Annotated in this window: 28 protein-coding genes; 15 read left to right on the top strand and 13 right to left on the bottom strand. The window is 73.5% G+C overall.

The genetic code is table 11. The features are described from left to right. Positions 1-6: 6 nt before the first annotated feature. Together LG396_RS18030 and LG396_RS18025 are read right to left on the bottom strand one after the other, a co-directional pair. Entirely contained in the window at positions 7-213 is a 207-nt protein-coding gene (locus tag LG396_RS18030) for a hypothetical protein (protein ID WP_037751336.1), read from the bottom strand. A 37-nt stretch (positions 214-250) separates the two neighbouring features. Continuing rightward, positions 251-733: an Asp23/Gls24 family envelope stress response protein gene (locus LG396_RS18025; RefSeq protein WP_372483528.1), complete on the bottom strand. Its 483-nt coding sequence runs from the start codon at positions 731-733 to the stop codon at positions 251-253. A 981-nt stretch (positions 734-1,714) separates the two neighbouring features. On the opposite strand from LG396_RS18025, the gene LG396_RS18020 reads away from it, so the two are divergent. The 5 genes from LG396_RS18020 (at position 1,715) to LG396_RS18000 (ending at position 3,770) form a co-directional block, all read left to right on the top strand. Further along, entirely contained in the window at positions 1,715-1,945 is a 231-nt protein-coding gene (locus LG396_RS18020) for a hypothetical protein (protein ID WP_225795509.1), read from the top strand. A 457-nt stretch (positions 1,946-2,402) separates the two neighbouring features. Next, positions 2,403-2,624 (top strand): DUF6458 family protein, encoded by a 222-nt coding sequence (locus LG396_RS18015; RefSeq protein WP_026276408.1) that lies wholly within the window; start codon positions 2,403-2,405, stop codon positions 2,622-2,624. Positions 2,625-2,737: 113 nt separating this feature from the next. Then, positions 2,738-3,052, top strand: a complete 315-nt coding sequence (locus LG396_RS18010; RefSeq protein ID WP_145897891.1) for a hypothetical protein — start codon at positions 2,738-2,740, stop codon at positions 3,050-3,052. 86 nt (positions 3,053-3,138) lie between these two features. Continuing rightward, positions 3,139-3,495, top strand: a complete 357-nt coding sequence (locus LG396_RS18005; RefSeq protein WP_225795508.1) for a hypothetical protein — start codon at positions 3,139-3,141, stop codon at positions 3,493-3,495. Positions 3,496-3,506: 11 nt separating this feature from the next. Next, complete coding sequence (locus LG396_RS18000; RefSeq protein ID WP_225795507.1) at positions 3,507-3,770, top strand: hypothetical protein; 264 nt, start codon at positions 3,507-3,509, stop codon at positions 3,768-3,770. Between the two features lie 189 nt (positions 3,771-3,959). On the opposite strand, the gene LG396_RS17995 is transcribed toward LG396_RS18000, so the two are convergent. Continuing rightward, the gene (locus LG396_RS17995) at positions 3,960-4,127 is read right to left on the bottom strand and encodes a hypothetical protein (protein ID WP_225795506.1); all 168 of its coding nucleotides are present in this window, start codon (positions 4,125-4,127) and stop codon (positions 3,960-3,962) included. Positions 4,128-4,693: 566 nt separating this feature from the next. On the opposite strand from LG396_RS17995, the gene LG396_RS17990 reads away from it, so the two are divergent. Next, complete coding sequence (locus tag LG396_RS17990) at positions 4,694-5,674, top strand: DUF3558 family protein (RefSeq protein WP_225795505.1); 981 nt, start codon at positions 4,694-4,696, stop codon at positions 5,672-5,674. Between the two features lie 44 nt (positions 5,675-5,718). Here the strand turns inward: LG396_RS17990 and LG396_RS17985 are convergent, their stop codons facing one another. Then, positions 5,719-6,984, bottom strand: coding sequence for an MBL fold metallo-hydrolase (locus tag LG396_RS17985; protein WP_225795504.1), 1,266 nt, complete (start codon positions 6,982-6,984; stop codon positions 5,719-5,721). A gap of 114 nt (positions 6,985-7,098) precedes the next feature. Here LG396_RS17985 and LG396_RS17980 point away from each other — a divergent pair, with 114 nt between their 5' ends. The 3 genes from LG396_RS17980 (at position 7,099) to LG396_RS17970 (ending at position 10,640) form a co-directional block, all read left to right on the top strand. Beyond that, entirely contained in the window at positions 7,099-7,944 is an 846-nt protein-coding gene (locus LG396_RS17980; RefSeq protein ID WP_225795503.1) for a helix-turn-helix transcriptional regulator, read from the top strand. A gap of 40 nt (positions 7,945-7,984) precedes the next feature. Next, the gene (locus LG396_RS17975; protein WP_225795502.1) at positions 7,985-10,096 is read left to right on the top strand and encodes a S9 family peptidase; all 2,112 of its coding nucleotides are present in this window, start codon (positions 7,985-7,987) and stop codon (positions 10,094-10,096) included. A gap of 79 nt (positions 10,097-10,175) precedes the next feature. After that, complete coding sequence (locus tag LG396_RS17970; RefSeq protein WP_225795501.1) at positions 10,176-10,640, top strand: Rieske (2Fe-2S) protein; 465 nt, start codon at positions 10,176-10,178, stop codon at positions 10,638-10,640. A 127-nt stretch (positions 10,641-10,767) separates the two neighbouring features. On the opposite strand, the gene LG396_RS17965 is transcribed toward LG396_RS17970, so the two are convergent. After that, a complete protein-coding gene (locus tag LG396_RS17965; RefSeq protein WP_018837846.1) occupies positions 10,768-11,667 on the bottom strand; it encodes a LysR family transcriptional regulator in 900 nt (299 codons plus the stop codon). A 74-nt stretch (positions 11,668-11,741) separates the two neighbouring features. On the opposite strand from LG396_RS17965, the gene LG396_RS17960 reads away from it, so the two are divergent. Next, positions 11,742-12,689: a DMT family transporter gene (locus tag LG396_RS17960; RefSeq protein WP_225795500.1), complete on the top strand. Its 948-nt coding sequence runs from the start codon at positions 11,742-11,744 to the stop codon at positions 12,687-12,689. A 97-nt stretch (positions 12,690-12,786) separates the two neighbouring features. Here LG396_RS17960 and LG396_RS17955 read toward each other — a convergent pair whose 3' ends face one another. Then, positions 12,787-14,118: an aminotransferase class I/II-fold pyridoxal phosphate-dependent enzyme gene (locus LG396_RS17955; protein WP_225795499.1), complete on the bottom strand. Its 1,332-nt coding sequence runs from the start codon at positions 14,116-14,118 to the stop codon at positions 12,787-12,789. 108 nt (positions 14,119-14,226) lie between these two features. Between LG396_RS17955 and LG396_RS17950 the strand changes: the two genes are divergently transcribed. After that, positions 14,227-14,898, top strand: coding sequence for a pyridoxamine 5'-phosphate oxidase family protein (locus LG396_RS17950; protein WP_225795498.1), 672 nt, complete (start codon positions 14,227-14,229; stop codon positions 14,896-14,898). Here LG396_RS17950 and LG396_RS17945 read toward each other — a convergent pair. Then, a complete protein-coding gene (locus tag LG396_RS17945) occupies positions 14,880-15,944 on the bottom strand; it encodes an EamA family transporter (protein WP_225795497.1) in 1,065 nt (354 codons plus the stop codon). The genes LG396_RS17950 and LG396_RS17945 overlap by 19 nt on opposite strands. A gap of 163 nt (positions 15,945-16,107) precedes the next feature. Between LG396_RS17945 and LG396_RS17940 the strand changes: the two genes are divergently transcribed. Continuing rightward, positions 16,108-16,866, top strand: coding sequence for a DUF4232 domain-containing protein (locus LG396_RS17940; protein WP_225795496.1), 759 nt, complete (start codon positions 16,108-16,110; stop codon positions 16,864-16,866). 61 nt (positions 16,867-16,927) lie between these two features. Here the strand turns inward: LG396_RS17940 and LG396_RS17935 are convergent, their stop codons facing one another. Further along, complete coding sequence (locus tag LG396_RS17935; protein WP_078524034.1) at positions 16,928-17,482, bottom strand: PadR family transcriptional regulator; 555 nt, start codon at positions 17,480-17,482, stop codon at positions 16,928-16,930. 336 nt (positions 17,483-17,818) lie between these two features. On the opposite strand from LG396_RS17935, the gene LG396_RS17930 reads away from it, so the two are divergent. Continuing rightward, on the top strand, positions 17,819-18,739 hold the full coding sequence (locus tag LG396_RS17930) for a GNAT family N-acetyltransferase (protein WP_225795556.1): 921 nt from the start codon (positions 17,819-17,821) through the stop codon (positions 18,737-18,739). Positions 18,740-18,776: 37 nt separating this feature from the next. Here LG396_RS17930 and LG396_RS17925 read toward each other — a convergent pair whose 3' ends face one another. After that, positions 18,777-19,208, bottom strand: a complete 432-nt coding sequence (locus tag LG396_RS17925; protein WP_225795495.1) for a hypothetical protein — start codon at positions 19,206-19,208, stop codon at positions 18,777-18,779. A gap of 41 nt (positions 19,209-19,249) precedes the next feature. Beyond that, complete coding sequence (locus LG396_RS17920) at positions 19,250-19,945, bottom strand: cytidylate kinase family protein (protein ID WP_225795494.1); 696 nt, start codon at positions 19,943-19,945, stop codon at positions 19,250-19,252. 110 nt (positions 19,946-20,055) lie between these two features. Between LG396_RS17920 and LG396_RS17915 the strand changes: the two genes are divergently transcribed. Next, positions 20,056-20,433 (top strand): nuclear transport factor 2 family protein, encoded by a 378-nt coding sequence (locus LG396_RS17915; RefSeq protein WP_027767683.1) that lies wholly within the window; start codon positions 20,056-20,058, stop codon positions 20,431-20,433. 136 nt (positions 20,434-20,569) lie between these two features. Here LG396_RS17915 and LG396_RS17910 read toward each other — a convergent pair whose 3' ends face one another. Together LG396_RS17910 and LG396_RS17905 are read right to left on the bottom strand one after the other, a co-directional pair. Next, positions 20,570-21,085, bottom strand: a complete 516-nt coding sequence (locus LG396_RS17910) for a lytic polysaccharide monooxygenase auxiliary activity family 9 protein (RefSeq protein WP_018837857.1) — start codon at positions 21,083-21,085, stop codon at positions 20,570-20,572. A gap of 118 nt (positions 21,086-21,203) precedes the next feature. Next, positions 21,204-21,968, bottom strand: a complete 765-nt coding sequence (locus LG396_RS17905; RefSeq protein ID WP_018843686.1) for a CPBP family intramembrane glutamic endopeptidase — start codon at positions 21,966-21,968, stop codon at positions 21,204-21,206. A gap of 101 nt (positions 21,969-22,069) precedes the next feature. On the opposite strand from LG396_RS17905, the gene LG396_RS17900 reads away from it, so the two are divergent. After that, positions 22,070-23,833 carry a substrate-binding and VWA domain-containing protein gene (locus LG396_RS17900; protein ID WP_225795493.1) on the top strand — a complete coding sequence of 588 codons (1,764 nt, stop codon included), beginning with the start codon at positions 22,070-22,072 and terminating at the stop codon, positions 23,831-23,833. Positions 23,834-23,923: 90 nt separating this feature from the next. On the opposite strand, the gene LG396_RS17895 is transcribed toward LG396_RS17900, so the two are convergent. After that, the gene (locus tag LG396_RS17895) at positions 23,924-25,417 is read right to left on the bottom strand and encodes a glutamate-cysteine ligase family protein (RefSeq protein ID WP_018837860.1); all 1,494 of its coding nucleotides are present in this window, start codon (positions 25,415-25,417) and stop codon (positions 23,924-23,926) included. Positions 25,418-25,536: the final 119 nt, after the last annotated feature.

Raw genomic sequence — 25,536 nt, 5'->3', positions numbered from 1 at the left:
CGGGGCTCACCTGCGCCGATCGAAACGGTCGCCGCTTCCGCCTCTTCCAGCGCGGAAGAGGTCGGCCATCTCCAGGTCGCCGTCGGCAATCCGCCCGAGAACGAACCCGATCAAGCCCAGAACCACCACGACAACAAAGGCTCCGAAACCGCCGAAGTACCCGGCGAAGCCCGCCGCCATCCCGGCTGCCACGCCGATCGCGGTCATGCTCATCATGTGCTCCTATTCAGCACTGGCCGGCGCGACAGGACTACCTGATCGTTCTGCCACCGTCTTCTTCGCCCTCGTCATCGGGCAGTTTGACATCGCCGACCGCGATGTTGACCTCGACGACCTCCAGGCCCGTCATCCGCTCGACAGCGGCGATGACACTCTCCCTGACCTCAGAGGCCAGGTCCGCGATGGCGAAGCCGTAATCGACCACGAGATCGAGATCGAGAGCGCACTGCACCTCGCCGACCTCGGCCTTCACGCCACGGGTGACGGACGACCTGCTGGTACCACCGGGGACCCGGTCGCGGACGGTGCCGAGCGTACGCGTGACACCGCCTCCCATGGCGTGGACGCCCGGCACGTCCCTCGCGGCAAGCCCCGCAATCTTCTCCACCACCCCGTCGGCGATGGTCGTCCGGCCACGATCGCCTTGCGCGACCTGCCTACCGCCCTCATTGCCGCCCACACCGGCCTGACGGCCCGCAGGCGAAGACTGTGGTTTTTCCGTCTCGTGTGACACGACGAAGCCGCCTCTCGTTTGATCGATTGAATCTCCCTACAGGATCTACTCTAAATATGACATTTAGCACATTTACACTACCTTTGGCGCGGCAACGGGGTGAACGTGCATCGTGGCCGCTGAACAGACGAGTCGACTGAGCCACCCGAAGAAGCCCGACCTACAGCCCTGTTCGCGGATCGCCTTACGTTCGGGCCAGCAAACGATCTCTGCCTCTGCCTGGCCCACGAACGCCGACGAGGAATCGGGATGAAACCCCTGGTAGAGACGATCCTTCGCAGGGAGGAGAGTGGGGCGGGTGGGACTCGAACCCAGGGCCGGCGGGTTGCGAGTCCGCATCTCCACACGGGCCCCGACGCGGTCTGCCGGCACGCCTCGTCTCCGGCCCTTGCGTGGATGATCGGTGGTGACCCCGTCGTCACCGGCCTCGCCGGCCGACACGCCGCGCCCCTCACCCGCGGCGTAATCGAAGCCGAGGACGACGAAGGGCCGCACGGCCCATGGCTCGCAGTCGGCCGAGACCGCCGCGGTTCTCGGAGGAGGACTCACGCCCGGCCGCGGTACCCCTGAAACACGACTCACCGCCATGCTCACCACGGTCGGGGCCCTCAGGAAGCAGCAGCGCTTCTCCAGGCCTGCCCGGGGTGCAGCGAGATGGTCCGCGAGGCAGGCGCTCTCACGGTCGTCAAGGGCGATCCGGCGGAAGCCCTCTGGATGGGTTGCAGTTCGATGGCCCCCGGTGACTTCCGTGGCACCTCGCCCGGATGACCGGCTCAGCCAAGATCATCCGGTGGGCGGCCGAGGCCGCAGCTTCCGTCCTCAAGCACGCCTTCGGCCTCTACGAGCAGCGAGCCATGCCCTGTCTCTTAGGAGGTCTGACGCCTTGGAGGTCGGGAAAGACTCCCGGGCTTCGACTCAGGCCGCAGGAATATGAGCACGCGTACTCGTGCCCGCATCCCGTCCGTCGCGGACCATGACTCCATGAGACGGCTTTCCGGCCTCGCAGCTACGGGGCTCGTGCTGGCCTGCCCGGTCTGGGTGTGGTGGGTCGTCGGCCAGCAGGACGCGAACGGCGATGACCTGGACTACTGCATTCGGCCGCCGGAACTGGCTTCCGGGCTGGAGCCCGTCCTCGGCGTGAGCGCCTTCCTCGTCGCCGTCGTCTGCGCTGGTGTGCTCGTGGTCGCCAGTTGGCTGGCATGGTTCGACTAGCGGTGGTGGCAGGTGATGGGGCCCCTGGTCCTCGCCGGCGTGGGCGCAGGGGCGGGCTGGCGGATCCTCACTGCCGGGGTGATCGGCGCCAGCATCGGCGCGGGATTCGTCGTGGTCTTCGGGGTACCGACACTCGTCTTCGTGCTCGTCTGGACGCTTGGTACGGAGCGCTCAGTTGACACGGCACGCGCGTCGGCACCAGCGAGGCCGACTTGACACGGCAAAGGTGCGTCGACAGTAGCCGGCCCGCGGCGATACGAGAGCGTTCCTCGCACCGCCGTGCACCCCCGTGGACGAGGGCCCAGCCGGATACCGCTGACGAAGTGGTCCTCGAATGACACGAAGGCGTTCCACCCTTCGCGGGCCCCCGTTCTGCGAAAGGGCGCGTGTCCCGCCGTCGTTCGGGTACCCGGACGCGACAGCAACGCACTCATCGCCATGAACGGAGGGCAGCCTCATGGGACTTGGCGGAAGCATTCTTCTGATGGCCGCGGGCGGCATTCTCGCCTTTGCCACCGACTGGAACGTCAACGGTCTGGATGTCCAGGTGATGGGCTGGATCATGATGCTCGCAGGCTTCGTCGGCCTGGTCGTCATCTCCAGCGTGCAACGCCGCCGCCGCGCGGTCGCGCCTCCTACCGAGGCCGTTGTCGAGGAGCGGCATCGCTACTACGAATAGCGGGGCACGGCCACGGTGCTCACCCACGCCGAGGTGTGGTGCCCGCCTCGCCATGACGGACAAACAGACGACGACCGAACGTTTCGCAGAGATCTGAGAGAGGACATTTCATCATGGCAAGCATGCAAGGCAAGTTGCGCGAGCGGGTGGAGACGGCGCGCGGCCGGCTGGGTGACGGCGTCGAAGAACTGGTCGCCAGGACGGGCGTCAAGCACCGGGCCCAGAAGGGGGCCACGGACGTCAGACGACTCGTCGACGACAAGACGCCTGACCGGATGCGTCACGCCGCAGGACATGCGGGCCACGTGGTCGAGCGTGCGGCCCGTACGGGCAAGAAGCGCCCGGCGCCGACAGCGGGCCTCGTCGGTGGCACGGTGCTGGCGCTGGTCCTCCTTCTCCTCCGCCGCAGTCGGGGCAACAGCCGCTGAGCCGGCGGCCGGCGCGCCCGGCGACGAGTGGGTCGGGGCGCTGCGCGGCGGTGGGCACCGCCTCGTGCTGCTTGGGCGCGGGCCGGGTGGACGTCGACCGTGCCACCGCGGCGCAGGCCCGTGCCACCACCGCCAACCTGGACTTCCGCACGCCCGGCACCGAACCCGCCACCAAGGAGATCACCTACGCCAACAGCGGCGGCGAGCCGGTCACGCTGTCGCTCACTTCGTCGCTGCGCGGCCCGGACGGGGAGCCGCTCGACGTGCTGTCGACGGACTCGACGGTGACCGTGCCCGCGCACGGGACGGCGACCGCGACGGCCACCCTCCGCGGCGCGGACCTGGGCTTCGGCGCGTACGTCGGTGGTGTCGTCGCGCGTGCGGACGGCGTCCGTCTGACCACTCCGGCCTCCGCCTACCTGGCCGCCCCGAAGCCCGGCTGACGATCAAGACCGTGGGCCGGGACGGTGCGCCGCTCAACCCGTCGGCGCTCGACCTGATCGACGTCACCGGCTCCGCCGGCTTCGTCGGCAACCCGTCGCTGACCGACGGCAGCCTGGACGTGTACGACGAGCCGGACCGGCAGCGGCGCGCGGTGGCCACCGGCCCCCCGTACTCCCGGTGCCTACCTCGCCCCCGACAAGGCGTACGAGCTGCCGTGGGGGAAGGACGTGGATCCGGGCATGAGGCTCGTCTGCGCCGACTGCCGCCGCGGTGACGTCTTCATTCCGTACCTGTACATGGTCCAGCGCAACAACGGGTACCGGCAGCACGACTCCGGCAGCAACCAGGCCGCGGCATCCCTCTGGGACTTCGAGTTCGCGATGACCCGGGACGGCCGGGAGGTCCCCTACACGCCGATCGACAACTACATGCCGGCCTTCACCATGCCGGCCGAGCAGGGCACCTACGAGTTGACCGCGAAGGGGCCGAAGACGGCGGCGACCTGGACGTTCACCTCGGAACGACCCGGCTCGGAAACCACGCCGCGCGGGACGGTCTGCCCGCGGGTGTCCACGGCGGACTGCCGGCCGCAGCAGCTGGTGTTCGCCGAGTACGACCTCGGTGACACCATCCGTCGCGACGGGACCGTACGGGCCGGGCGGCAGCACACCTTCACCGTGAACGCCTTTCACGGCCGGTCCGAGGAGCCGGCGCCGGACATCGCCGGCCTGAAGCTGTGGACCAGCACCGACGGCGGCAAGAACTTCGCGTCGGTACCCGTGACCCGCAACCGCGACGGCAGCTACACCGCCGGCGCCGCCTACCGGCGCGCGGACGCCGGGGCTCCGGTCACGCTGAGGGTCGAAGCGTGGGACGAGGAGGCAACCGCATCCGGCAGACCACCGCGGACGCCTACACCCTCGCCGCGGTCGACGGGTCCGGCAAGGGCGCGCCGCCGCAGACGGCTCTCCCGTAGCCCGTCCGCTCTCGCGGCCCGGTCCGTGACCGGGCCGGTCACTCCGTGCCCGCGGTGTCCGTGCGGGTGGTCGGCGCAGCTGTCGCCGACCACCCGTACGGCCCGCGCGAAGGGCTCATGGCGGAAATGTGGAGGTGGTCGGGCCCTTTGCCCGTTCGCGGACGGCGGCCCGCGCGGTTGGCTAGCCTCCCTGCGTGATCGGCAACAGGATGATTCGACCCTTGATATACGGCGCCGGAACGGCGCTGCTCGTGTTGGTCGCCGGCTGCGGCGACAGTTCCTCGCCCGCCGCGGACGACCCCGCGGACCAGGAGGAACAGGCAAGCGCGAAGCCGGAGATCGACGACCCCGCGGTGGCGGCCGCCGCCCTGCGCGAGGTGGATCCGTGCGCGCTGCTCGACGCCGGGACCCTCGGCAGGCTCGGCACCGTCGCGTCGGACAGCCACTCGTCGGCCGAATGGGGCGAGTGCAGCGTCGACGTCCAGGACGCCGAGGGCGGGACGGTGGAACTGGTGCTGCGCGTCGGCGACCAGTTGATCCTCGCGGACGACCCGGCGAAGGAGCTGTCGGGGCTCCCGCTGGTCGTCGACGGCGACGACGGGCCGCAGCAGTGCTGGGTGTCCGTCCTGACGTCGTACGAGACGTCGCTCGGCATCAGCTTCCAGGTCGACTACGCGGACGGCGACGCCTGCGCGGCCGGCCGGACGGCGCTGGCCGGGGTCGTACGGGAGCTGCGGGACACGCCGCCGCGGTACCGGGAGGTGCCCGACACCTCGGTGCTGGCCGCCGACCCCTGCGCGGCGCCGGACAGGAAGGCCGTGGAGACGGCGCTCGGGCGGGAGACGTTCGTCGAGCCCAAGGACCTGCACGCGTGCGACTTCTGGTCGGGCGACGGCACCTCGTACCCGCAGGTGTCCGTGCGCTTCTACAAGGGCCTGCCGCCCGACGCCGAGGACGGTGCGCCGGTCGACCTGGGGGGCGGCCTGACCGCGGTCCAGACCGAGGAGGAGGACATCGTCCTCAGCTGCGACGTCTCCTGGCGGCGCGTCGAGACGCCGACGGAGGACGAGGCCGACGGCTACGGCGAGCTGGTCTCCGTCATGTACAGCGACGACACCGAGAGTGGGCTGGACACCTCCGTCGCCTGCGAGAAGGCGGCGGAGGTCGCCAGGACGGTGGCCCCCTCGCTGGACCGGGCGTAGGCCCTGTCCGACGGCCGGGAGGTCCGGCCGCCGGCGCCCGTGCGCTACCGCAGGGGTGTGAACGGCCGGTTCAGGTGCGCCGTGGCGAGCACCGCGCCGCGCCCACCGGCCGTCTCCAGCAGCCGCAGCCGGGTGCGGCGGGCGAGGTCGGGGTCCTCCTCGAAGAAGTACCGCACGGCCGGGTCGGCGAGCTGCACCGCGTGGACGACGACGTCGCCCGCGATGACGATCTGCCGGCGGCCGCCGTCCACGACGACCGACTGGTGCCCGGGGGTGTGCCCCGGCGTCGGTACGAGCGTGACGGCGCCGCCGCTCCGGTGGGCCGCCAGCCGGGTGCCGCCGTCGACGACGTGCAGGCGCCCGGCGGCGCGCAGCGGGGCCACGGCGTACGTGGTCGCGGCGTCGCCGGGTGCCAGGGCGGCGAGTTCGGCCGCCTGGACGACGTAGCGGGCGCGGGGGAAGGCAGGTGCGCCGCCGGGGGCCACGGACCAGCCGTAGTGGTCCTCGTGCAGGTGGCTGAGGACGACGGTGTCCACGTCGTCGGGCGCGATGCCGGCGGCGGCCAGCCGCTCGGGCAGCAGCCCCGGCACCGGCGCCCAGCTCGCGGCCGGGCTGCCGGCCGGGCCGATCCCGGAGTCCACGAGTACGACACCGCCGCCGGGGCACCGTACGGCGAAGCAGCGGAAGTCCAGCTCCCAGGCGCCGTCGGGTCCGAACGCCCGCGGGTCGAGGCGCCGGGCACGCGCCCACGCGGCGGCGGAGGCGCCGGGGAAGGCGTCGGCGCGGGGCATGGGGAACGTACCGTGCGCGTCCAGCAGCGCCACCACCTCGAACGGCCCGGCCCGGCACACGGCGACCCCGGCGGGCTCTGGCCCGGACGGCTCCGCGCCGGACGGCGACGCGCCCGCCGGGCCTGCCGGCGGGACGCGGCGCGACGGGGCCGCGGCCGCCGCCGCGTTGCCCGCCACCGCCGCCCCGGCCACCCCCGCGGCCACCGCCCCCACCCCGCGCAGCACCCGCCGCCGGCCCCACGCCCCGGCGGCGGAGGGCCCTCCCCGCGAGCCCTCCGCCACCGGGGCCGCCCGGTCCCCCGCTCCCCCGGCCGGGCCGGGTCCGGCGGCGCCGCCGTCCCCACCGGCCACGCCGAACCGGTCCCCTCGGCCGGTCGCCTCGCCGGCCGGGTCGCCCGCGCCACCGGCCCCGAGACGGCCGGCAACCGCCGCGCCGACCCCCTCGGCACCCCTCGCCCCGTCCGCCGCGCCCCCTGCCTCGGCGCCCCGTCCCTCGCCCGGCCCGTACATCCCCGTCATCACCGCTCCTCTTCCTGCGGCCGCCGCCGCACGCAACCACACTCCCGCCCACCGCCCCGCCCCCGCTTGTAAGTTCGTGCGCGATCCACGCCTCCGTGTGCAAGGCTCGACAGCATGGCCACGGCCCGGCGCACGCTCCTCAACGGCGACGACCTCTGCGTCGCCGACGTGCGCTGCGGCGATCCGCCCGCCGGGTGGACCCCGCTGCGCGCCGCGGACGTCTTCGGGCTCGTCCTCGTCCGCGACGGCGTCGTACGGGCCCGGGTGGACGGCGTCGAGCAGACGATGGACCCCGCGTCGGTGTACGTGGAACGGCTCGGCAGCGAGCAGCAGTTCGCGCACCCGCGCGGCGCCGACCGCTACACCGAGCTGGTGCCGTCCGAGCCGCTGCTCGCCTCGCTGCTGGGCGGCGACCCCGCCGTACCGGAGGGGCTGGTGTTCACCACGCCCGCGATGGCGCTGCGGCACCGGCTGCTGTGCGCGTCCGCGGACCGCGGTCCCGGCGACGCCTTCGCGGCCGCCGAGTCGGCCGTCGCCCTCACCGCGGCGGCGCTCGCACAGCTCGACGCGCGCCGGGTGGCGAGCGGCGCCCCGGCGACGGCCGCCGCCCGGCGCCGGCTCGCCGACGACGCCCGGGAGGCACTGACCGCGGACCCGCGGCTCGGGCTGCTCCCCCTCGCCGCCGAACTGGGCTGCTCGCCGCACCACCTGAGCCGGGTCTTCCGGGCGGCGACCGGCGCCACCCTGAGCCGCTACCGCAACCGGCTGCGCGCGGCGCGGGCCCTGGAGCGCCTGGCCGACGGCGAGCGCGACCTCGGCGGCCTCGCGGCCGACCTCGGCTTCGCCGACCAGGCGCACATGACGCACGTCGTACGGGCGGAGTCCGGCCTGCCGCCGGGCCGTCTCCGCTCCCTCCTCGCGCCCTCCGCCGCCCCGCACGGGCCGATCGGCCGCGCCTGAAGTCAAGCCTCCAGTGCCCTCTGGCGGCGACGGCCGGTCTATGGGCATGGTCTCGGGCATGAACGAAAACCGCGAGCCCGAGTTCCCCCGCCGCCACGCCCGCACCCGCAAGTTCACACTGGGCCTGCCGCACGGCGCGGCCGTCTCGCCCGACGGCGAGCGCGTGCTGTTCCTCCGGACCGGGAGCGGTACCGATGCCGTGGCGCGGCTGTGGCTGTACGAGGGCGGCGCGGAGCGCGAGTTGGCGGACCCGGCAGGGCTCGCACGGGGCGGGGCGGAGCCCGAGGCGGAGCGGGTGCGGCGGGAGCGGGCGCGGACGCGGACGGCGGGGATCACCTCCTACACCGCGGATGCCGGCGTGCGGCTCGCGGTGTTCACGCTGGGCGGCGAGCTGTGGGCGGTACGGACCGACGGCTCCGCGCCGTTCCGGGTGCCCGCCGCCGGGCCCGCCGTCGACCCGCGCCTGTCCCCCGACGGCACCCGCGTCGCGTACGTCACGGGCGGCGCCCTGCATGCCGTTTCCGTCGAGGGCGGCGACGACCGGCTGCTCGCGGCGCCCGAGGGGCCCGACGTCACGTACGGGCTGCCCGAGCACGTCGCCGCCGAGTCGATGCACCGCGACCGCGGCCACTGGTGGGCCCCGGACGGCGACGCGCTGCTCGTCGCACGCGTGGACGAGTCCGGCGTGCGGCGCTGGCACCTCTCCGACCCCGCCGACCCGGCGGCCGAGCCGCGCACCGTGCGCTACCCGGCCGCCGGCACGGCCAACGCGGACGTCTCCCTGCACGTGGTCACGCTCGCCGGCCGCCGTACGGAGGTGCGGTGGGACCGGGCGGCGTACGAGTACCTGGCCACCGTCCGCTGGGACGCCCACGGCCCGCTCCTCGGCGTGCAGAGCCGCGACCAGCGCACCCTGCTCACCCTCGCCGCCGACCCGGACACCGGCGACACGCGCGTGCTGGCCGAGACCCGCGACGCGCACTGGACCCGGCTGGTGCCGGGGACCCCGGCCAGGTCCGCGTCCGGCGCCCTGCTCCAGGTCACGAACGACACCGCCACGGACACGTACCGCCTCCTGCGCGACGGCGAACCCGTCACGCCCGCCGGGCTGCAGGTGCGCGCGGTGCTGGGGGTCGCGGGCGAGCGGGTGCTGTTCACGGCGGCCGAGGATCCGGCGGAGCGGCACGTGTGGTCGTACGAACCGGGGGCGGGCTGCGCACCGCTGACCGACGAGCCGGGGCACCACACGGCGGCGGCCGGCGGCGGGACGACGGTGGTGGAGAGCGTGACGGCCGGCGGCTCCGCCACGCGGGTGCTGGCCGCCGGGCGCCCGCCGGCGGCACTGGCCTCCCGCGCCGAGGAGCCGGCGATCCGGCCGCGGCCGCAGCGGCTCGACGGGCCGGACGGGCTGTGCAGCAACCTGTTCCTGCCGTCGTGGCACAGCCCCGGCGACGGCCCGCTGCCGGTGCTGTGCGACCCGTACGGCGGGCCGGGACTGCGGCTGGCGGTGCCGGCACGCGGGTGGTGGACGCTGGTCTCGCAGTGGTTCGCGGAGCAGGGTTTCGCGGTGCTCGTCACCGACGGGCGGGCCACACCCGGCGCGCCGTCGTGGGAGCGGATGAACACCGGCAACAAGCGGGATGCGGCCGTCGAGGACCAGGTGCGGGGGCTGCGGGCGGCGGCGGCCGGCAACCCGGACCTCGACCTGGACCGGGTCGGCATCCGCGGCTGGTCGTTCGGCGGCTTCCTCGCCGCGGCGGCGGTCCTCACCCGGCCGGACGTCTTCCACGCCGCCGTCTCGGGCGCGCCGGTCACCGACGCGCGGCTGTACGACACGCACTACCAGGAGCGCTTCCTCGGCGACCCGGAGAAGTACCCCGAGCACTACGACCGTTCGTCCCTCGTGGGCCTCGGCCACCGGCTCAGCCGGCCCCTGCTGTTCGTCCACGGCCTCGCCGACGACAACGTCGTCGCGGCCCACACCCTGCGGCTGTCCGCCGAGCTGCTGGCCGCGGGCCGGCCGCACAGCGTCCTGCCGGTGCCCGGCGCGTCGCACATGATCTCCGACGACGCGATCGCCGAGAATCTCCTCTGGTTCGAGCTGGCGTTCCTGCGGCGGGAGCTGAACGCCGGCGCCCCGGCATACGTATGAGGGCGCTGAGGCACACGATCAGAACGCCGGGCCCGCCGGCCCAAGGCGGACGACCGGCGCACCAGGAAAGGGCCCCACCATGACGCAATCCCGCAACCCGGCCCGGCTCACCGCCCGCCGCACCGTCGTGGCCGCCGTCGGCGCCGGCGGTCTCGGCGCCGCGCTCGCCGCCTGTGGCGACGACCCGGGCGACTCCGGCGATTCGGGCGACTCCGGCAGCGAGCAGGTGAAGCCGCAGGAAAGCGGCGGCGGCGACGGCGCGCCGCTCGGCACCACGGCTGAGGTGCCCGAGGGCGGCGGCAAGATCTTCAAGGACGAGAAGGTCGTCGTGACGCAGCCGGAGCCGGGCGAGTTCAAGGCGTTCTCGGCGGTCTGCACGCACCAGGGCTGCATCGTCAGCAGCGTCGAGGACGGCACGATCAACTGCGCGTGCCACGGCAGCAAGTTCGCCATCGCGGACGGCAGCGTCACCAAGGGGCCGGCCACGCAGCCGCTGCCCGCGGAGGACGTACGGGTCGACGGGGACGCCCTGCGCCGGGGCTGACCCGGGGAGGCGCGTAGGGCGGCGGGGCCAACGGTGGCGGGGCGGGCCGGCGGCCGCGGGTGGGGCGGCCACCGGCCCCCGCCGACGCGTCCCGGTCCCGCCCCCGCCTCGTTCTCGGGGGCCGCGCTCAGACGGCGCTGCCCGCCGCCTGGAGCGCGCGTACGGCCTCCCTGATCGACGGCCGGCGGTCGGCGTCGGAGCGCCAGATCGCGTAGATGTGCCGGTGCATCGCGCCGCGTACGGGCAGGATGCGTACGCCCGCGGGCACCGGCCCGCGCCCCAGCCGCGGCGCGACGGCCACGCCGAGCCCCGCGGCGATGAGCGCGAGCTGCGTGTGGTGCTCCTCCGCGGTGTGCGCGATGCGCGGCTCGATGCCCTTGGCGCGGAGCGTGAACACCAGCCAGTCGTGGCAGAACTCGCTCTCCGGCCAGGAGATCCAGTCGTCGTCCGCGAAGTCCTCCAGGACCACGTCCGCGCGCTGCGCCAGCGGGTGGTCCTCGGGGACGGCGACGTCGGCGAGGTCGTCGAGGAGCGGTGCCCGGGACAGGCCGGGCGGCAGCGGCAGCGGTTTGTTGTACCAGTCCAGGACGACGCCGAGGTCGTGGTCGCCGCGCAGCACGCGGGGCACCGTCTCGTCGGGCTCCTGTTCGCGCAGCCGCACGCGCAGCTCGGGGTGGTCCCGGCGCAGCGCCGCGAGCGCGGCCGGGAACAGCCCCCGGGCGGCGGTGGGGAACGCCGCGAGTCCCAGCTCCCCCACGGGCCGCCCGCGGTGCGCCTCCAGCTCGGACTGCGCCGCCTCGACCTGCGACAGGATCCGGGTCGCGTGCTCGGAGAGCAGCCGGCCCGCGTCGGTGAGGCGGACGCCGCGGCCGTTCTTGGCGAGCAGTTGCTGCCCGGTCTCACGCTCCAGCTTGGCGAGTTGCTGGGAGACGGCGGAGGTGGTGATGTGCAGCCCGTCGGCCGCGGCGCTCACGGAGCCGTGCCGGGCGACGGCGGCCAGGGTGCGCAGGCGTTCCAGGTTCAACATGTAAGTGATGCTACGAGATAGGGGCCATAAAGTCTCGCTTGTGCTACGAGGAGTGAAGGGCCCACCGTAGGCCCATGACCACGGCACCGGCAGCAGCCACCGACCCGGCCACTCCCCCGGCCGCCGCGACCCGGCGGCCCCTCCTCGACTGGCGCGTCCGCTTCACCGCCCTGTCGGTCGTCTGGGGTTTCAGCTTCCTGCTCATCAAGGTCGGCACGGACGGCTTCGCCCCGCTGCAAGTGACGCTCGGCCGCATGGCCTTCGGCTCCGCCGTCCTGGTCGCCGCTCTCGCCCTGCGGCGCGAGCGGCTCCCGCGCGGTGCCCGCACCTGGGGGCACATCGCGGTGGCCGCGTTCTTCATCAACGCACTGCCCTTCTCCCTCTTCGCCTACGCCGAGCTGCACATCAGCTCCTCGCTCGCCGGCATCTGCAACGCCACGTCGCCGCTGTGGGCGATGCTGCTCGCCCTCGTCGCGCTGCGGGAGGACCGGCCGACGCGCCGCCGGGTCGCCGGCCTGGGCCTCGGGTTCGCCGGGGTGCTGATCGTCCTCGGCGCCTGGCGGGGCTTCACCGGCCAGGATCCGCTGGGCACCGTGCTCGCACTGGCGGCCGCGGCCTGCTACGCCGTCGGCTGGATCTACGTCCGCCGCACGCTCGCCGGCACCGGGCACTCCCACCTGTCCATCGCCGGTACGCAACTGCTCCTCGGCACCGCCCAGTTGGCCGTCGCCACCGCGCTGTTCACCTCGGCGCCGACGGCCCTCCCGGCCGGGCCGGTGCTGGCCGTCGTCACGCTGGGCGCGCTGGGCACGGGGCTCGCGGTGCTCGTGCAGCACGGGCTGGTCGCCGAGGTGGGGCCGACGAACGCGCACACGGTCACGTACGTCATCCCGGTCATCGCAACGGCGGCGGGGGTGGCGCTGCTCGGCGAGGAGCTGACGTGGAACACGCCGGTGGGTGCGGCCGTGATCCTGGCGGGCGCGGCGCTCTCGCGCAGCCGGCCGCGGGAGAGGCGGACGTAGCGGCGCCGGTACGGGCGTTCCGTACGGGCACCGTGCGGGAGGCCCGTACGGGCTCCCGGCGCGGTCGCGCGGCAGCCGGCGCTTCGCGCCCGCCCGCTCAGACCCACCGCCGTCCGGGCGCGGGCCGTACCGCCGCCGCCACCGCGTCCGCCAGCGGCTCCATGTCCGCGGCGGCGAGCGGCGAGACGGTCAGCCGGATGCCGGGCGGCGAGGCGAGGCGGAAGCGGGCGCCGGGTGCCACCGCCCAGCCGGCCGAGAGGAGCTGCGTGACCGCGGAGGTCTCGTCGGGCACCGGCAGCCACACGTTCATCCCGCTGCGTCCGGTGGCCTCGACCCCGCGCCGCCGCAGCGCCGCCAGCAGCGCCGCGCGCCGGTCGCCGTAGGAGCGGGCGACCGCCGCCGGGTCCTGGATCCCCCCGGCCCGCAGGTGGGCGACGGCGTCCTGGAGGAGCCTGCTGACCCAGCCGGGCCCCAGGCGCTGACGGCCCTCGATGCGGTCCACGGTCACCCGGTCCCCGGTCAGCACCGCGAGCCGCAGGTCGGGACCGTAGGCCTTGGCGGCGGAGCGCACCACGAGCCAGTGCCGCGCGGCGCCGGCCAGCGGCTGGAACGGCAGGTCGACGATCGCGTGGCCGTGGTCGTCCTCGACGAGCAGCGCCTCCGGGTGCCGGGCGAGGACAGCGCGCAACTCGGCGGCGCGCGCCGGGGTGAGCGCGGCGCCGGTCGGGTTCTGCGCGCGGGAGGTCACGACCAAGGCGCGCGCCCCGGCGGCCAGGGCCGCCGCCGCGCGCTCGGGCAGGGGTCCTTCGTCGTCCACTTCGACGGGCACCGGCCGCAGGCCGAGCGCGGGCACCAGGTCGAGCAGGCTGCCCCACGCCGGGTCCTCGACCCCGACCGCGTCGCCGGGCCGCAGATGGGCGGCCAGCGCGCGCTCGATCGCGTCCAGCGATCCGGAGGTGACGGCCACGGGCCCGGGCGGTACGCCGTCGGCGTCGAAGTCGGCGCGGGCGAGCCGGGCCAGCTCGGGGGCGACGCCCTCGTCGCCGTAGAGCACGGGGTGTGCGGTGTGGTGGGCGGCCGCGGCGGCGAGGGCGCCGGCGAGCGGGGGCAGCAGGGCGGGGTCGGGGTTGCCTGTGGACAGGTCACGGGCGCCGGGCGGCACGGCGACGCTGATCTGCTCGCGGAGCGTGGTGGCGGGGCGGGCCCGCACCCGGGTGCCGCGCCGCCCCGCGGTCTCGACGACGCCGCGTTCGCGCAGCATGCGGTACGCGGCGGCCACCGTGTTCGGGTTGACCGCCAGCTCCGCCGCCAGCGCGCGCAGCGGCGGCAGCGCGGCGCCGGGCGACAGCGCGCCGGCACCGATGCCGCGCTCGATGCTCGCGGAAATCTCTGCTGCGCCCCGGCCTTCGATCCGATACTCTCCTAGCACAAAGAGAGTATTGCACTAGTGCAATAGTGACCGCAACTCGGCACCGCCGCCGCAGACCGGCGGAACGCACAGCCGAACACGTACCGCCGAGCACCGAGGGAGCCGCCCGTGTCCACCACGCCCCCCGCCGCCTACCCCCCCACCGACCGCACGGTGCCGACGCGCTCCCGCGAGCGCGCGTCGTACGACCGCGCCGTGGTGCACTCCGTGCTCGACGCCGGCTACGTCTGCCACCTCGGCTTCGTCCGCGACGGCCGCCCCGTCGTCCTGCCCACGCTCTACGCCCGCGTCGGCGACCAGGTGTACGTGCACGGCTCCACCGGCTCCCGCCCGCTGCGCACCGCCGGGCGGGCCGAGGACAGCGGGCTGCCGGTGTGCCTGACGGTCACGCACGTCGACGGGCTGGTGCTGGCCCGCTCCGCGTTCCACCACTCGATCAACTACCGCTCCGCGGTGCTGCACGGCGACGCGTACGCCGTGACCGACCACGACGAGCGGACCATGGCCCTCGACGCGATCGTGGACCACATCGTCCCCGGCCGGGCCGACGACTCCCGGCGCGCGAACGCCAAGGAGCTGGCCAAGACGGCCGTGATCCGGCTGGCGATCGAGGAGGTCTCGGTCAAGACCCGCACCGGCGGCCCCAACGACGAGCCGGAGGACCTGGAGCTGCCGTACTGGACGGGAGTGGTGCCGGTCGCGCCCGTGTACGGCGCGCCCGTACCGGCCGACGACCTGGCGCCGGGCGTCGAGGCCCCCGGCTACCTGCCCGCGGGCTGACCCGGCGGCGGCGCGTCGGCGGCGAGGTCCTCGCCGTCGCCGCGCGGCCCCGGCACGTTCCCGGCGACCGGCTCGCCGCGCTCACCCGGGCCCGTACCCGACGATGTCGAGGGCGCCGCGAGCTGCGCGGTGAACGCGCCGATGAGCACCAGCGCGCCGCCCACGATCTGGGCCGCGCCCAGGTGCTCGGCCAGCAGCACCCACGCCAGCACGGTCGCGACGACCGCCTCCAGGCACGCGACGACGCCCGCCACGGGCGGCGAGAGCCGGCGCACCGCGAGGACGCCGAACAGGTACGCCAGCACCGTCGTCACCAGGACGATCCAGACGATCAGCGTCCAGGCCGGCGGCCGCATGCCGCCGAGTTCGGCGCGCTCGCCGAGCAGGGACCACCGCAGGTTCCAGGGCCGGGAGACGAGGGTGAGCACGACCGCGCCGACGATCAGCCCGTACGCGATGACCCCCAGCGGGTGCGGCGCCGTGCCGTCGGCGGAGTCGGCGCCGTGCCCGGCGAGCACGAAGTACGCACACTGGCAGCACGCCGCGCCGAAGGCGAGGAGCAGCCCGAGCGGGTCGAACCCGAGGCCGGCCCAGACCTCGACCACGCAGGCCAGCCCGGTGACCGCGAAGAGCACGCCGACCGCCGCCTGCCGGGTCACCGGCCGCCGCTGGACGAACCGCACCCAGCCCAGCACCAGAGCGGGGCCGAAGAACTCGATGAGCAGCCCCACGCCGACCGGGATCCGGGCGATGGCCGCGAAGTAGAACGCCTGCACGCCGGCGACCGCGAGCACGCCGAACCCGGCGAGCAGCGCCGGCCGCTCCCGTACCAGCGCGCGGTGCCGCCAGGCGAGCGGCAGCAGCACCAGCGCGGCCCCGGCGATACGCAGCCACACCACGTGCAGCGAGTCCATGCCCTGCTCGATGAGCGGCTTGGCCGCCACCCCGGAACCGCCGAACGCGAGTGCGGAGGCCAGCGCGAGCCCGAGCCCCGCGCGCCTGTCGAAAGACTGCTGCATGCGGGAGATTATGTCAGCGTCGTACATGAGTGTCATTCCGCATTGCTGCTGACAGGAGGCGCGCGGGTGCAGACCGCGCATCCTCCCCCGCGCACACGGGCATCCCTGTGGGTGGAACCGATCGCTCCCCGCCCGGGTCCAACGACCGACACCCCACGATCTGGTCACTTCGAGCAGCCAGGGGGAAGACATGACACGACAGCCCGGCCGCGCCCGCACCCGCATCGCCCTCGCCGCCCTCGCGGCGGCGGGGCTGCTGGCCGCGGGCTGCGGCGCGACCTCCGACGGAGAGCGCACGGACACCGCCGGCAACTCCAAGCCCCTGCCCGCGCAGAGCGCCGACGGCAACGACAGCACTCAGAACGGGGACAGGGCGCAGCAGGACGCGCCCGGCAAGGACGGCACCGGGCAGGAGAAGGCGGCCGGCACCACGGAGGACGGCACGGCGGACGAGGACGCGGCGACCGAGCCGCTCAAGGCGGAGCCGAAGGCGGCGGCCGACGGGACGAAGGCGGCCCCCTGGTGCGGTACGGGCGACCTGTCGGCGTCCGTACGCCCGCTCAACTCGGCGGCGGGCAACCGCTACGCGGCGCTCGTCCTCACCAACGACTCGGACGCCACCTGCCGCACCCAGGGCTGGACCGGTCTGCAACTGGTCAAGGCCAACGGCGGCAACGTCCCGACCGAGGTGGTACGCGACACCAGCCGCACCCCGTCGATGCAGACGCTCACTCCCGGCGCCTCGGCGTGGAGCCGGCTGCACTGGACGGTGGTCGCCACCGACTCGGACGACGCGAGCGGCTCCTGCCGGCCGAAGCCGGCACAGCTGCAGGTCATCCCGCCGGACACGTACGACCACACGGACACCGCGTGGCAGCTCGGCGAAGTCTGCGACGCGGGCCGCATCGAGGCCCTGCCGCTGGCGAAGGGCGGCGGCCCGGCACGGTGACGGCGCCCCCGCGGGCGCGACTGAGCCGCGGTGCCCGGCCGGCCGAACCGGGCACCGGGGCTCAGCGCTCCTCGGCGAGGATCAGGTAGAGCTTCTTGCGGGCCTCGTTGACGACGGCCAGCGCCTCCTGGCGCTGCTCCGCGGTACCGGTGGTGTACACCTGCCGAAACGCCTCGGCGAGCGCGAAGCCCGACTGCCGGACCTCCTGCAGCGCCTCCCAGTCGACCCCGCGCCCGGCGTCCTCCCAAGGCGCCTCGGGCCCCGACTCGGCCTCCTCACGCCCGGCGCCGGTGAGCGAGAACAGCTTCTTGCCGCCCTCCGTGGCGCTGACGATGTGCCCTTCGTCCTCCAGCAGCTGCAACGTGGGATACACCGAGCCGGGACTCGGCTTCCACGCACCCCCGCTGCGCTCGGAGATCTCCTGGATCATCTCGTACCCGTGCATGGGCCGGTCCTTGAGCAACGCCAGGATCGACGCCCGCACATCACCCCGCCGCGCCCGCCCCCGCGGCCCACCGCGCCCACGCCCGAAGGGAGGCCCGAACGGCGGACCGAACCCGCCGAAGGCCGAGCGGCGCCCGTCACGCGGGCCGTATCCGTGTCCATGGGATCGCATGGACCTCACCTCTTCCCTAACTCTTCTACGATCGATTGCGACACGTCAACGATATATCGCCGACAGTCGCAAAACAACCCCCACCCGGTGTGCCCGGCGGTGGCGGGCTGCCGGGACCGATCGAAATGAGCTTGCGCACCGGTCCCCACTTGGAGAAATGTTGCGGCCGAACCCCCGCGACGAAGGCGGGGGGCACGACAGCGAGAGGAGGGATAAGCCGATGATCCCCATGATCACCGCGCTTGTGTCCTCCCGGGGCGCGGACCGCGTCTGACCCGGACCGGACGGGCGCCTTCACCGGAGCGTGCCTTGACCGTGGAACAGAACGACCTGATCATGCGTCCGATCAGTGGACGCGAAGAACTCCGCCTCTTCTCCCGGCTGCCCTACGCCCTCAATGAGGAACTGGCGGACGACCTTGCCGCCGGCCGGCGGCGCCCGGAATGGATGTGGGTCGCCCTGCGCGGCGGCCACCTGGTCGCCAGGGCCGCCTGGTGGAGTCGACCGGGCAGCGACTCGCCCCTCATCCTGGACGTCCTCGACATCGACAACGCCTCGGATCCCGATCACATGGACATCGGGGAGCGGCTTCTGCGGACCGCCATGGCCGCCACCCTGCCGGACGGGTCGCGTCCCCCTGAGTACAGCCGGTTCGTCCCGCCGGACTGGCGTGAGAACACGTCGTCCAGACGGACCGTGGAGAGCCGCATGGCGGTACTGGAACGGACCGGAGCCCGGCTCTTCGTCGAACGGCTGCGCCTGGAACGGCGTCCGGAATCACCAGTTCCCGAGTCCAGCGGGCGACTCGCGTTCCGGCCTCACGTCGACACCGGAGAACTCGTGGCTCTGATGGCCCTGGTGCTGGACGGCACGCTGGACGCGCACGGCCGGGAGGCCCTGACGCGGATGTCCGCCCGGGAGGCGGCCGTCGAGCACTGCGAGGGGGAACTCGCGCGCTACACGAGCCCGCGGGAGTGGTGGCGGATCGCCACGCTTCCCCGCGGGGAAGCAGTCGGGTTCGTCCTGCCGGCCCACAACGGCTATAACGCGATCATCGCGTACATCGCGGTCCTTCCCTCCCACCGCGGCAACGGCTACGTCGACGACCTCCTCGCGGAGGGCACCCGGATCCTCGCCGAGCAGGACGTCCCCCGCATCCGGGCGTCGACAGACCTCGGCAACGTCCCGATGGCGAAAGCCTTCAGACGTGCCGGATACGTCAACTTCGAGCACGAGATCAATATGACCTGGACCTGAAAGCCCCGGGCGGGCGCGTTGCGGACGGCGCCCGCCGTCACAGCCCGAGCGAGCTTCGTACCTCAGCGAGCCGACCGTCCCTGATGCCGGCGGATGCCTCGCCCAGGGCAACCGCCTGGGTCTTGAACCCGTCGCGGTGGTGGAAGACCGCCCCGTGCATGCCGTCGGTCACCGCCACGATGTCCTCCCGGCGCAGCCGGTGGGTGGCCAGCGGATTGACGATCACCACCGTCTCGCCGCGGAGCTCCACCCGCGGCCGGAACAGCAGCAGCCTCCCGACCAGGGAGATCACTGCGACCAGAGCCGTCACCACACCTGCGTGCACAGCCCGCTCCCCGGACCGATCGAACAGCCAGGCCAGCCAGGCACTCACCACACCGAGCACGGCCAGCGTCCCGAACACCCCGGCCCAGAGCATCAGCCGCGGATGCACCCGCCACACCACGACATCCCCACCCTGCTCCCGCACGCCATCCCCCCTCGGCCCGGCTCCCGCCGGGCTGCACATCGTCAGTTTCCGCGCGTCGACGTGATCTCCCAGCCCGGCCGTTGGACTCGGTCGTTGTACACGATGATGTCGGCGTGGTCGGTCGGGCGGGCTGTGGCGACGTAGAGCTGTTGGGCCGGGATGTAGCGGTTGCGCCAGGAGCGTTCGACCTCGGCGGTACCGGCCGTGGAACCCGTCGGCCCCGCGTTCCGGGCCTGGGCGCGGGCCACCGTCTGTTCCAGGGGGACCGATACGAAGATGCTCAGGTCCCACCCGTCGAGGAGTTCCGGGCGCAGGAGGAAGACGCCGTCGAAGAGCAGTACGGCGTCCGCAGGTGCCGTCGTGGGCGGCGGGGACCACGCGGTGTCGGTGGCGCTGTCGTAGACCGCGTGGCGGATCCGCCGGTCGCCGCCCGGGCCCAGCGGGTCGAGCAGGACCCGGCGCAGCGCGGCGTGGTCGTGGGCGTCGGAGTAGCAGGCCTCGGCGGAGTACCGGCCGCGCCGGTAGCGCTGTGCGCGGGGGACGAGGAAGTCGTCGACGGTCGCGCGGATGACGTCGCGGTCCCGCGCGCGCAGCACCGCGGCGAGTTCGTCTGCCAGCGTCGTTTTGCCGGCGGCGGGCGGCCCGTCGACGGCGACGCGCAGCGGGTGCGCGGTCCTGACGGACCTGATCGCCTCGGTCAGCGAAGAGATCAGCTCGTCTCTTGTGCCTGCGTCCATCACCGCCCCTCTCACTGTCTCTGTCCAGTGCTGTGACCGGGATGATTCAACCGTGACCGGAAGGCGGCTCGTGGGACGAGCGCGCACGAAACGGCTGGTATTACTGGGGCATGCAGGAAGAGACCGCACGCTCCGCGATCGACACGTTCATCTCCGCGTTCAACGCCTCGGACGACAGCAATGTAACTGCCCTGCTCTCCCAGGCCCTCACCTCAGACGTGGTCTTCTGGGGACCGTTGGGTCGGAGCGAAGGAATCGCAGCGGTCGAGCGGTTCGTGCTGGACATCCGGCGCCACCCGGCGGGGACCGGCACGATGGTGCGCTGCTCAGCGGTGGACATGCCTGACGAATGGGCCCGGTACCAGTGGGTCTTCACCACGCCTGACGGAGGCCCCCGCCTGGCGGGAACGGACGTCGTCCATCTGCGACGGAGCCTCATCGACCAGGTCATCGTCTTCGCGGGGGAGATCGAGCCGTCCGCGTCTTGAGTCATCCTTCTGTCGCTGGCGGGCGCGTTGGGCGACCACCGGCACCCGGAGGCGACTCGGACAGCACCATGGCCGAGCCCCCGGGGAGCCGCTCGCTCCCCGGGGGCCCGCTGCTGCCGTTACGACCGCCGTGACGTCACCGGATGTCGACGTCGATGCAGGCGTAGAAGGCGTTGCCGGTGTCGTACACGTTCCACACGGCGAGGACCTTCTGCCGGCCCGTGATGTTGCCGAAGTTGACCGTGTGGCTGAACTGCGAGGGCGGCTGGGCGCCGCCGTCGTTGAACTCCGCGACCTTCTGGCCGCCGACGAAGTACTGCCACGTGCTCGTGCGGTGGTTGGCGGTGATCTGCCAGTTGAACGACTGCGTCCTGCTGACCGGGGTGACCTTCCAGCCCTTGCTGTCGTCGTTCAGCTCGGCGAACCTGCTGTTGCCGCCGTGACAGCTCGTGAGGCCCTTCGGCCCCTCGACGCTCTGCGGCTCCCACTGGATCTGACCACACGAGACCGTGCCCGCCTTGCACTGCTGCTGCCGGCTCGGCGGCGAGGTGATCCAGCCGTGTGCACTCGCCTGCGGAGCCGGGAGGGCGAGGACGACCAACGGGGTGACGGTCGCTGCGACGATCGCTGCACGCTTTTTGAGACTGCGCATCTGGTCTCTCCCTGCATGGGGGGCATTGGTCTAGACTTTATCTATTGTCAGACCACCGTCAAGACTGTGGAACAGGGAGAATTGGCCTCTCGGAGCGTTCGACAAGCACCGGAGCCGTTCATTCCGTAGGCAGCCATCCCACCTTCCCCGCCAGCAGCGCGTACCCCACGAACGCCACGATGTCGATGAAGGCGTGCGCCGCCACCAGCGGCCCGACCCGCCCCCACCGCCGGTACAGCAGGACGAACACCGCGCCCATCACCGCGTTGCCGATGAAGCCGCCGATGCCCTGGTACAGGTGGTACGTCCCGCGCAGCAGCGAACTGGTCGCCAGCGACGCCGTCGGGGTCCAGCCGAGCTGGTCCAGCCGGCGCAGCAGGTAGCCGACGACGATGACCTCCTCCACCACGGAGTTCTGCACCGCGGAGAGGATCAGCACGGGGATCTTCCACCAGACGTCCGGCAGCGACTCCGGTACGACGGTCAGATTGAACCCGGCCGCCCGCGCGCCCAGGTAGAACGCGAGCCCGGTACCGCCGATCACCGCCGCCACCGCCGCGCCCCAGCCCAGGTCGAAGCCCGGTCTGCGGTGGTCGAACCCCACCGCGCTCAGCCCGCCCGCGCGCTCGCGCACCAGCAGGTACGCCACGAGCGCCACCGGCACGAGAGCGGTGGTGATCCCGAAGAGCTGCCACGCGAGGTCCAGCCAGGGACGGCCGGGCGCGGCCGAGGAGTTGAGGTTGGCCGACTGGTCCTTCAGCCCGCCGGGCCGGGTCACCGAGCCGGTGAAGCTGATCAGGGCCGAGACCGCGCTCGCGCCCAGGGACAGCGCCAGCACCAGCAGCGTTTCGCTGGTCAGCAGCCGGCGGGACTGGTCCTGCACTCGCTCCTCCAATTGGTCAATCCCTCCCCATGAGCCCCATCGTGTCGCTAGGGTCGCGGAAAAAACACGTGACCAATATGCGGCTGTCCGGGGGGACGACCATGGGACGACACAGCTTGCCCGATGCGTACGGAACGGACGAAGCCGTGCTGCGGCGCAGCGTACGGGGCCGCGCGGTGGTCATCGCGACCGCCCTCGTCCTGGCGATCGGCGCGGGGACGCTGGTCGCCGTGGAGACCGGGCTGCTGCCGCAAGACGAGCCGTGCGAGGGCCCGGACCTCGAACTCGCCGTCGTCGCCGCGCCGGACATCGCCCCCGCCGTCCGGAAGACCGCGGAGCGCGCGCGCAAGGCGGAGCTGAAGTCGGACGGCCGCTGCCTGGACATCGAGGTGACCTCGCGGCCGGCCGCCGAGGTCGCCCAGGCGCTGCGCAGCAAGGACACCCGGCCGGACTTCCAGGTGTGGATACCCGACTCCAGCCTCTGGACGGGCATGGTCACCGCTGGCGGCGGCGCGAGCATCGACGAGGTGACCCGGCTGGCCAGCTCCCCCGTGGGCATGGCCACCCTCCCGGACGGCGCCCGCAAACTCGGCTGGCCCGAGAAGACGTACGGCTGGGCCGAGCTGACGGACGCCGCGCTGGGCGACGACGCCGGCCTGCGCCTGGGCACCGCCGACCCGGCCGTGAGCGCCACCGGCGCGCTCGCGCTGACGGCGATGCACCGCGCCGGCGGCGACGACGCGGACACCCGTACCGCAGCCACCGCCAAGCTGCTCGCCGAGCGCGTCGAGCCCGGCGACGCGGCGGTGCTGGCCTCGCTCCCGGACTCCGGTCTCGACGACCCGCGGGACAACGACGCGCTGTTCCTCTCCGAGCAGGCCGCCTTCCGCCACAACGCCGACGCGGGCACCGGCCGGCGGCTCGACATGTTCTATCCCGAAGGCGGTGCGGTCGCGCTCGACTACCCGTACGCCATCGTCAACAACGACGCCATGGCGATGGACCGGGTCCGCGCCGCCAGCCGCTTCCAGCGGCTCCTGACCGATGCCAGGGCCACCGACCTGCTGCGCCGCCAGGGCTTCCGCTCCCCCCAGGGGCGCCTCGACGCGGAGTTGGCGATGGCCGCCGGCGGCGCCGCCCCGCAGCCGTTCGACGCGGCACCCGCGGAACCGCCCGCCCCCGACGAGGTGGCCTCGGTCCTCGGCATGTGGACCGTCACGGTGCAAAGCGCCCGGCTGACCACCGTGGTCGACGTCTCCGGCTCGATGGGCGAGGCGGTGCCGGGACAGCCCGGGCAGACCCGCATGGACGTCACGAAGAACGCGCTCATCCAGGCGCTCGCCCAGTTCACCGGCGAGGACGAGATCGGGCTGTGGCGGTTCTCCACACGATTGGAGGGCGAGCAGGACTACGAGGAGGTCGCCGGCACCACGCGGCTGGCCCAGCGCACCGACGACGGCACCAGCCACCGCGAGCGCCTCGCGAGCGCCTTCGGCGGCCTCCAGCCGGTGCCGGACGGCGCGACGGGCCTGTACGACACGGCGCTCGCGGCGTACGAGCGGCAGGTCAAGGAGTACGCCCCCGGCCGCTTCAACGCCGTCGTGCTCCTCACCGACGGCGCCAACGAGGACCCGGGCAGCATCTCCGCCGAGGACCTCGCCGCGCGGCTGCGCGAGGCCGCCGACCCGGCCCGGCCGGTGGGCCTCATCGCCATCGGCATCGGGCCGGAGGCGGACATCGAGGCGTGCGGGCAGATCGCGAAGGCCGTCGGCGGCGAGTCGTACCGGGTGACGGACCCGAAGGAGATCCACGCGGTGCTGCTGCGGGCGGTGACGGACGCCGGCGCGAAGGCGGCGCTGTCCTGACCGCTACGGGCCGGGGCGGGCAGCGGCGCAGACTCCCCGCCCCCTCCGCCGCCGTGCCCGCCGTGCCCGCCGTGCCCGCCGTGCCCGCCGTCAGTCCATCGGCCAGCGGTGCACCGGCTCCTCCGTGCGGGTCAGCTCCACGTACCGCCGCGTCATCTCCGCGAGCGCCGCGCCCCGGTCGAGCCCGCGGCCCAGCGCCCGGTGGAACGCCGCCGACTGCCACGACGCGCCGTTGACCCGCCGCCGGCAGCGCTCCTCGATGACGCCGAGGTAGCGGTCCCGGTCGGCGGGGTCGACGCCCCAGGCGTCCAGCCCGGAGGCGGCCATGGGCAGCAGTTCGTCCAGGACGAGCTTGGCCACCGGCACCCGCGCGACCCCGCCGAGCCGCCGTCTGCCGGGCCACACGAGCGTGGCGTCGATGCCGTCCCGGCAGGCGGCGGCGAAGTTGGCCGCCGCGCCGTCGAAGGGCATCCGGCCCCAGACGGGCCGCTGCTCGTCGGCGAGGGTACGCACCAGCCCGTAGTAGAACGCGGCGTTGGCGACGACGTCGGTGACGGTCGGGCCCGCGGGCAGCACCCGGTTCTCCACCCGCAGGTGCGGGACGCCGCCGGCGATGTCGTACACGGGCCGGTTCCAGCGGTAGACGGTGCCGTTGTGCAGCACCAGTTCGGACAGCTCCGGCACGCCGCCCTCGTCCAGCACCCGCAGCGGCTCCTCGTCGGAGCACAGGGGCAGCAGCGAGGGGAAGTAGCGGATGTTCTCCTCGAACAGCTCCAGCGGCTCGGTCACCCAGCGCTCGCCGAACCAGGCGCGCGGGCGTACGCCCTGCGCGCGCAGTTCCGGCGGCCGCGTGTCGGTGGCCTGGAGGAACAGCTCGGGACGCGACTCGCTCAGCAGTTCGCGGCCGAAGACGAACGGCGCGTTGGCGCCGAGCGCGATCTGCACGGCCGCCGCCGCCTGCGAGGCGTTCCAGACGTCCGCGAACCGCCCGGGGGTGACCTGGAGATGCAGTTGGACGGAGGTGCAGGCGGCCTCCGGGGCGATGGAGCCGGTGGTGTAACTCAGCTCCTCGACCCCGCGCATGTCGAGGTGGATCTCCTCGCCGCGGGCGGCGAGGATCTGCTCGTTGAGCCGGTGGTAGCGGTCCACCTCGGAGAGGTTGGCGGAGACCAGGTCCGCGCCGGTCAGCGTCGGCAGGATGCCGATCATCACGATCCCGGCGTCCACCTCGCGCGCCTGCCGGTCGGCGTACCAGAGCCCGGTGCGCAACTCCTCCGCGAGCTGGTCGAGCACCCGGCCGGCGAGCCGGTGGGGCGCGATGTTGACCTCCAGGTTGAACTGGGCCAGCTCGGTCTGGAAATCGGGGCTCGCGATGCGCTCCAGCACTTCCGTGTTCATCATGCGCGGCATGCCGTCCGCACCCACGAGATTCAACTCGATCTCCAGCCCCATCAGATTCTGCGGGCGGTCGAATCTCTTCTCCTCCAGCAGTCGCTCCAGCCCCGCGAGACACTCGCGGAGCCGCTGCCGATAGCGGTGGCGGTCGGACAGGTCGAACCCGCCGGCCACGACCTTCTCGCCCATCGAGGTTCCTCCTCGGCTCGGCTGCCCGGGATGATGCCCAGACGCGGGGACCCTGACGCCCGCGGCCGCCGTTCCCTCGGCTACGCTGGCCGCCCGTGCCGGGCGGCCGCGTTCCGACC

Source organism: Streptomyces aculeolatus (assembly GCF_020400605.1).
GTDB classification, from domain to species: Bacteria; Actinomycetota; Actinomycetes; order Streptomycetales; family Streptomycetaceae; genus Streptomyces; species Streptomyces aculeolatus.
This window is presented reverse-complemented; position numbering and strand designations above follow the sequence as displayed.

Bases quoted from the DNA above. Each gene is read 5' to 3' on its own strand.
- LG396_RS18030 (WP_037751336.1), bottom strand. From the start codon at position 213: ATGAGCATGACCGCGATCGGCGTGGCAGCCGGGATGGCGGCGGGCTTC.
- LG396_RS18020 (WP_225795509.1), top strand. From the start codon at position 1,715: ATGAGACGGCTTTCCGGCCTCGCAGCTACGGGGCTCGTGCTGGCCTGC.
- LG396_RS18015 (WP_026276408.1), top strand. From the start codon at position 2,403: ATGGGACTTGGCGGAAGCATTCTTCTGATGGCCGCGGGCGGCATTCTC.
- LG396_RS18010 (WP_145897891.1), top strand. From the start codon at position 2,738: ATGGCAAGCATGCAAGGCAAGTTGCGCGAGCGGGTGGAGACGGCGCGC.
- LG396_RS17995 (WP_225795506.1), bottom strand. From the start codon at position 4,127: ATGGTGTCACCGAGGTCGTACTCGGCGAACACCAGCTGCTGCGGCCGG.
- LG396_RS17985 (WP_225795504.1), bottom strand. From the start codon at position 6,984: ATGACGGGGATGTACGGGCCGGGCGAGGGACGGGGCGCCGAGGCAGGG.
- LG396_RS17980 (WP_225795503.1), top strand. From the start codon at position 7,099: ATGGCCACGGCCCGGCGCACGCTCCTCAACGGCGACGACCTCTGCGTC.
- LG396_RS17975 (WP_225795502.1), top strand. From the start codon at position 7,985: ATGGGCATGGTCTCGGGCATGAACGAAAACCGCGAGCCCGAGTTCCCC.
- LG396_RS17970 (WP_225795501.1), top strand. From the start codon at position 10,176: ATGACGCAATCCCGCAACCCGGCCCGGCTCACCGCCCGCCGCACCGTC.
- LG396_RS17965 (WP_018837846.1), bottom strand. From the start codon at position 11,667: ATGTTGAACCTGGAACGCCTGCGCACCCTGGCCGCCGTCGCCCGGCAC.
- LG396_RS17960 (WP_225795500.1), top strand. From the start codon at position 11,742: ATGACCACGGCACCGGCAGCAGCCACCGACCCGGCCACTCCCCCGGCC.
- LG396_RS17945 (WP_225795497.1), bottom strand. From the start codon at position 15,944: ATGTACGACGCTGACATAATCTCCCGCATGCAGCAGTCTTTCGACAGG.
- LG396_RS17940 (WP_225795496.1), top strand. From the start codon at position 16,108: ATGACACGACAGCCCGGCCGCGCCCGCACCCGCATCGCCCTCGCCGCC.
- LG396_RS17935 (WP_078524034.1), bottom strand. From the start codon at position 17,482: ATGCGATCCCATGGACACGGATACGGCCCGCGTGACGGGCGCCGCTCG.
- LG396_RS17930 (WP_225795556.1), top strand. From the start codon at position 17,819: ATGCGTCCGATCAGTGGACGCGAAGAACTCCGCCTCTTCTCCCGGCTG.
- LG396_RS17920 (WP_225795494.1), bottom strand. From the start codon at position 19,945: ATGGACGCAGGCACAAGAGACGAGCTGATCTCTTCGCTGACCGAGGCG.
- LG396_RS17915 (WP_027767683.1), top strand. From the start codon at position 20,056: ATGCAGGAAGAGACCGCACGCTCCGCGATCGACACGTTCATCTCCGCG.
- LG396_RS17910 (WP_018837857.1), bottom strand. From the start codon at position 21,085: ATGCGCAGTCTCAAAAAGCGTGCAGCGATCGTCGCAGCGACCGTCACC.
- LG396_RS17900 (WP_225795493.1), top strand. From the start codon at position 22,070: ATGGGACGACACAGCTTGCCCGATGCGTACGGAACGGACGAAGCCGTG.
- LG396_RS17895 (WP_018837860.1), bottom strand. From the start codon at position 25,417: ATGGGCGAGAAGGTCGTGGCCGGCGGGTTCGACCTGTCCGACCGCCAC.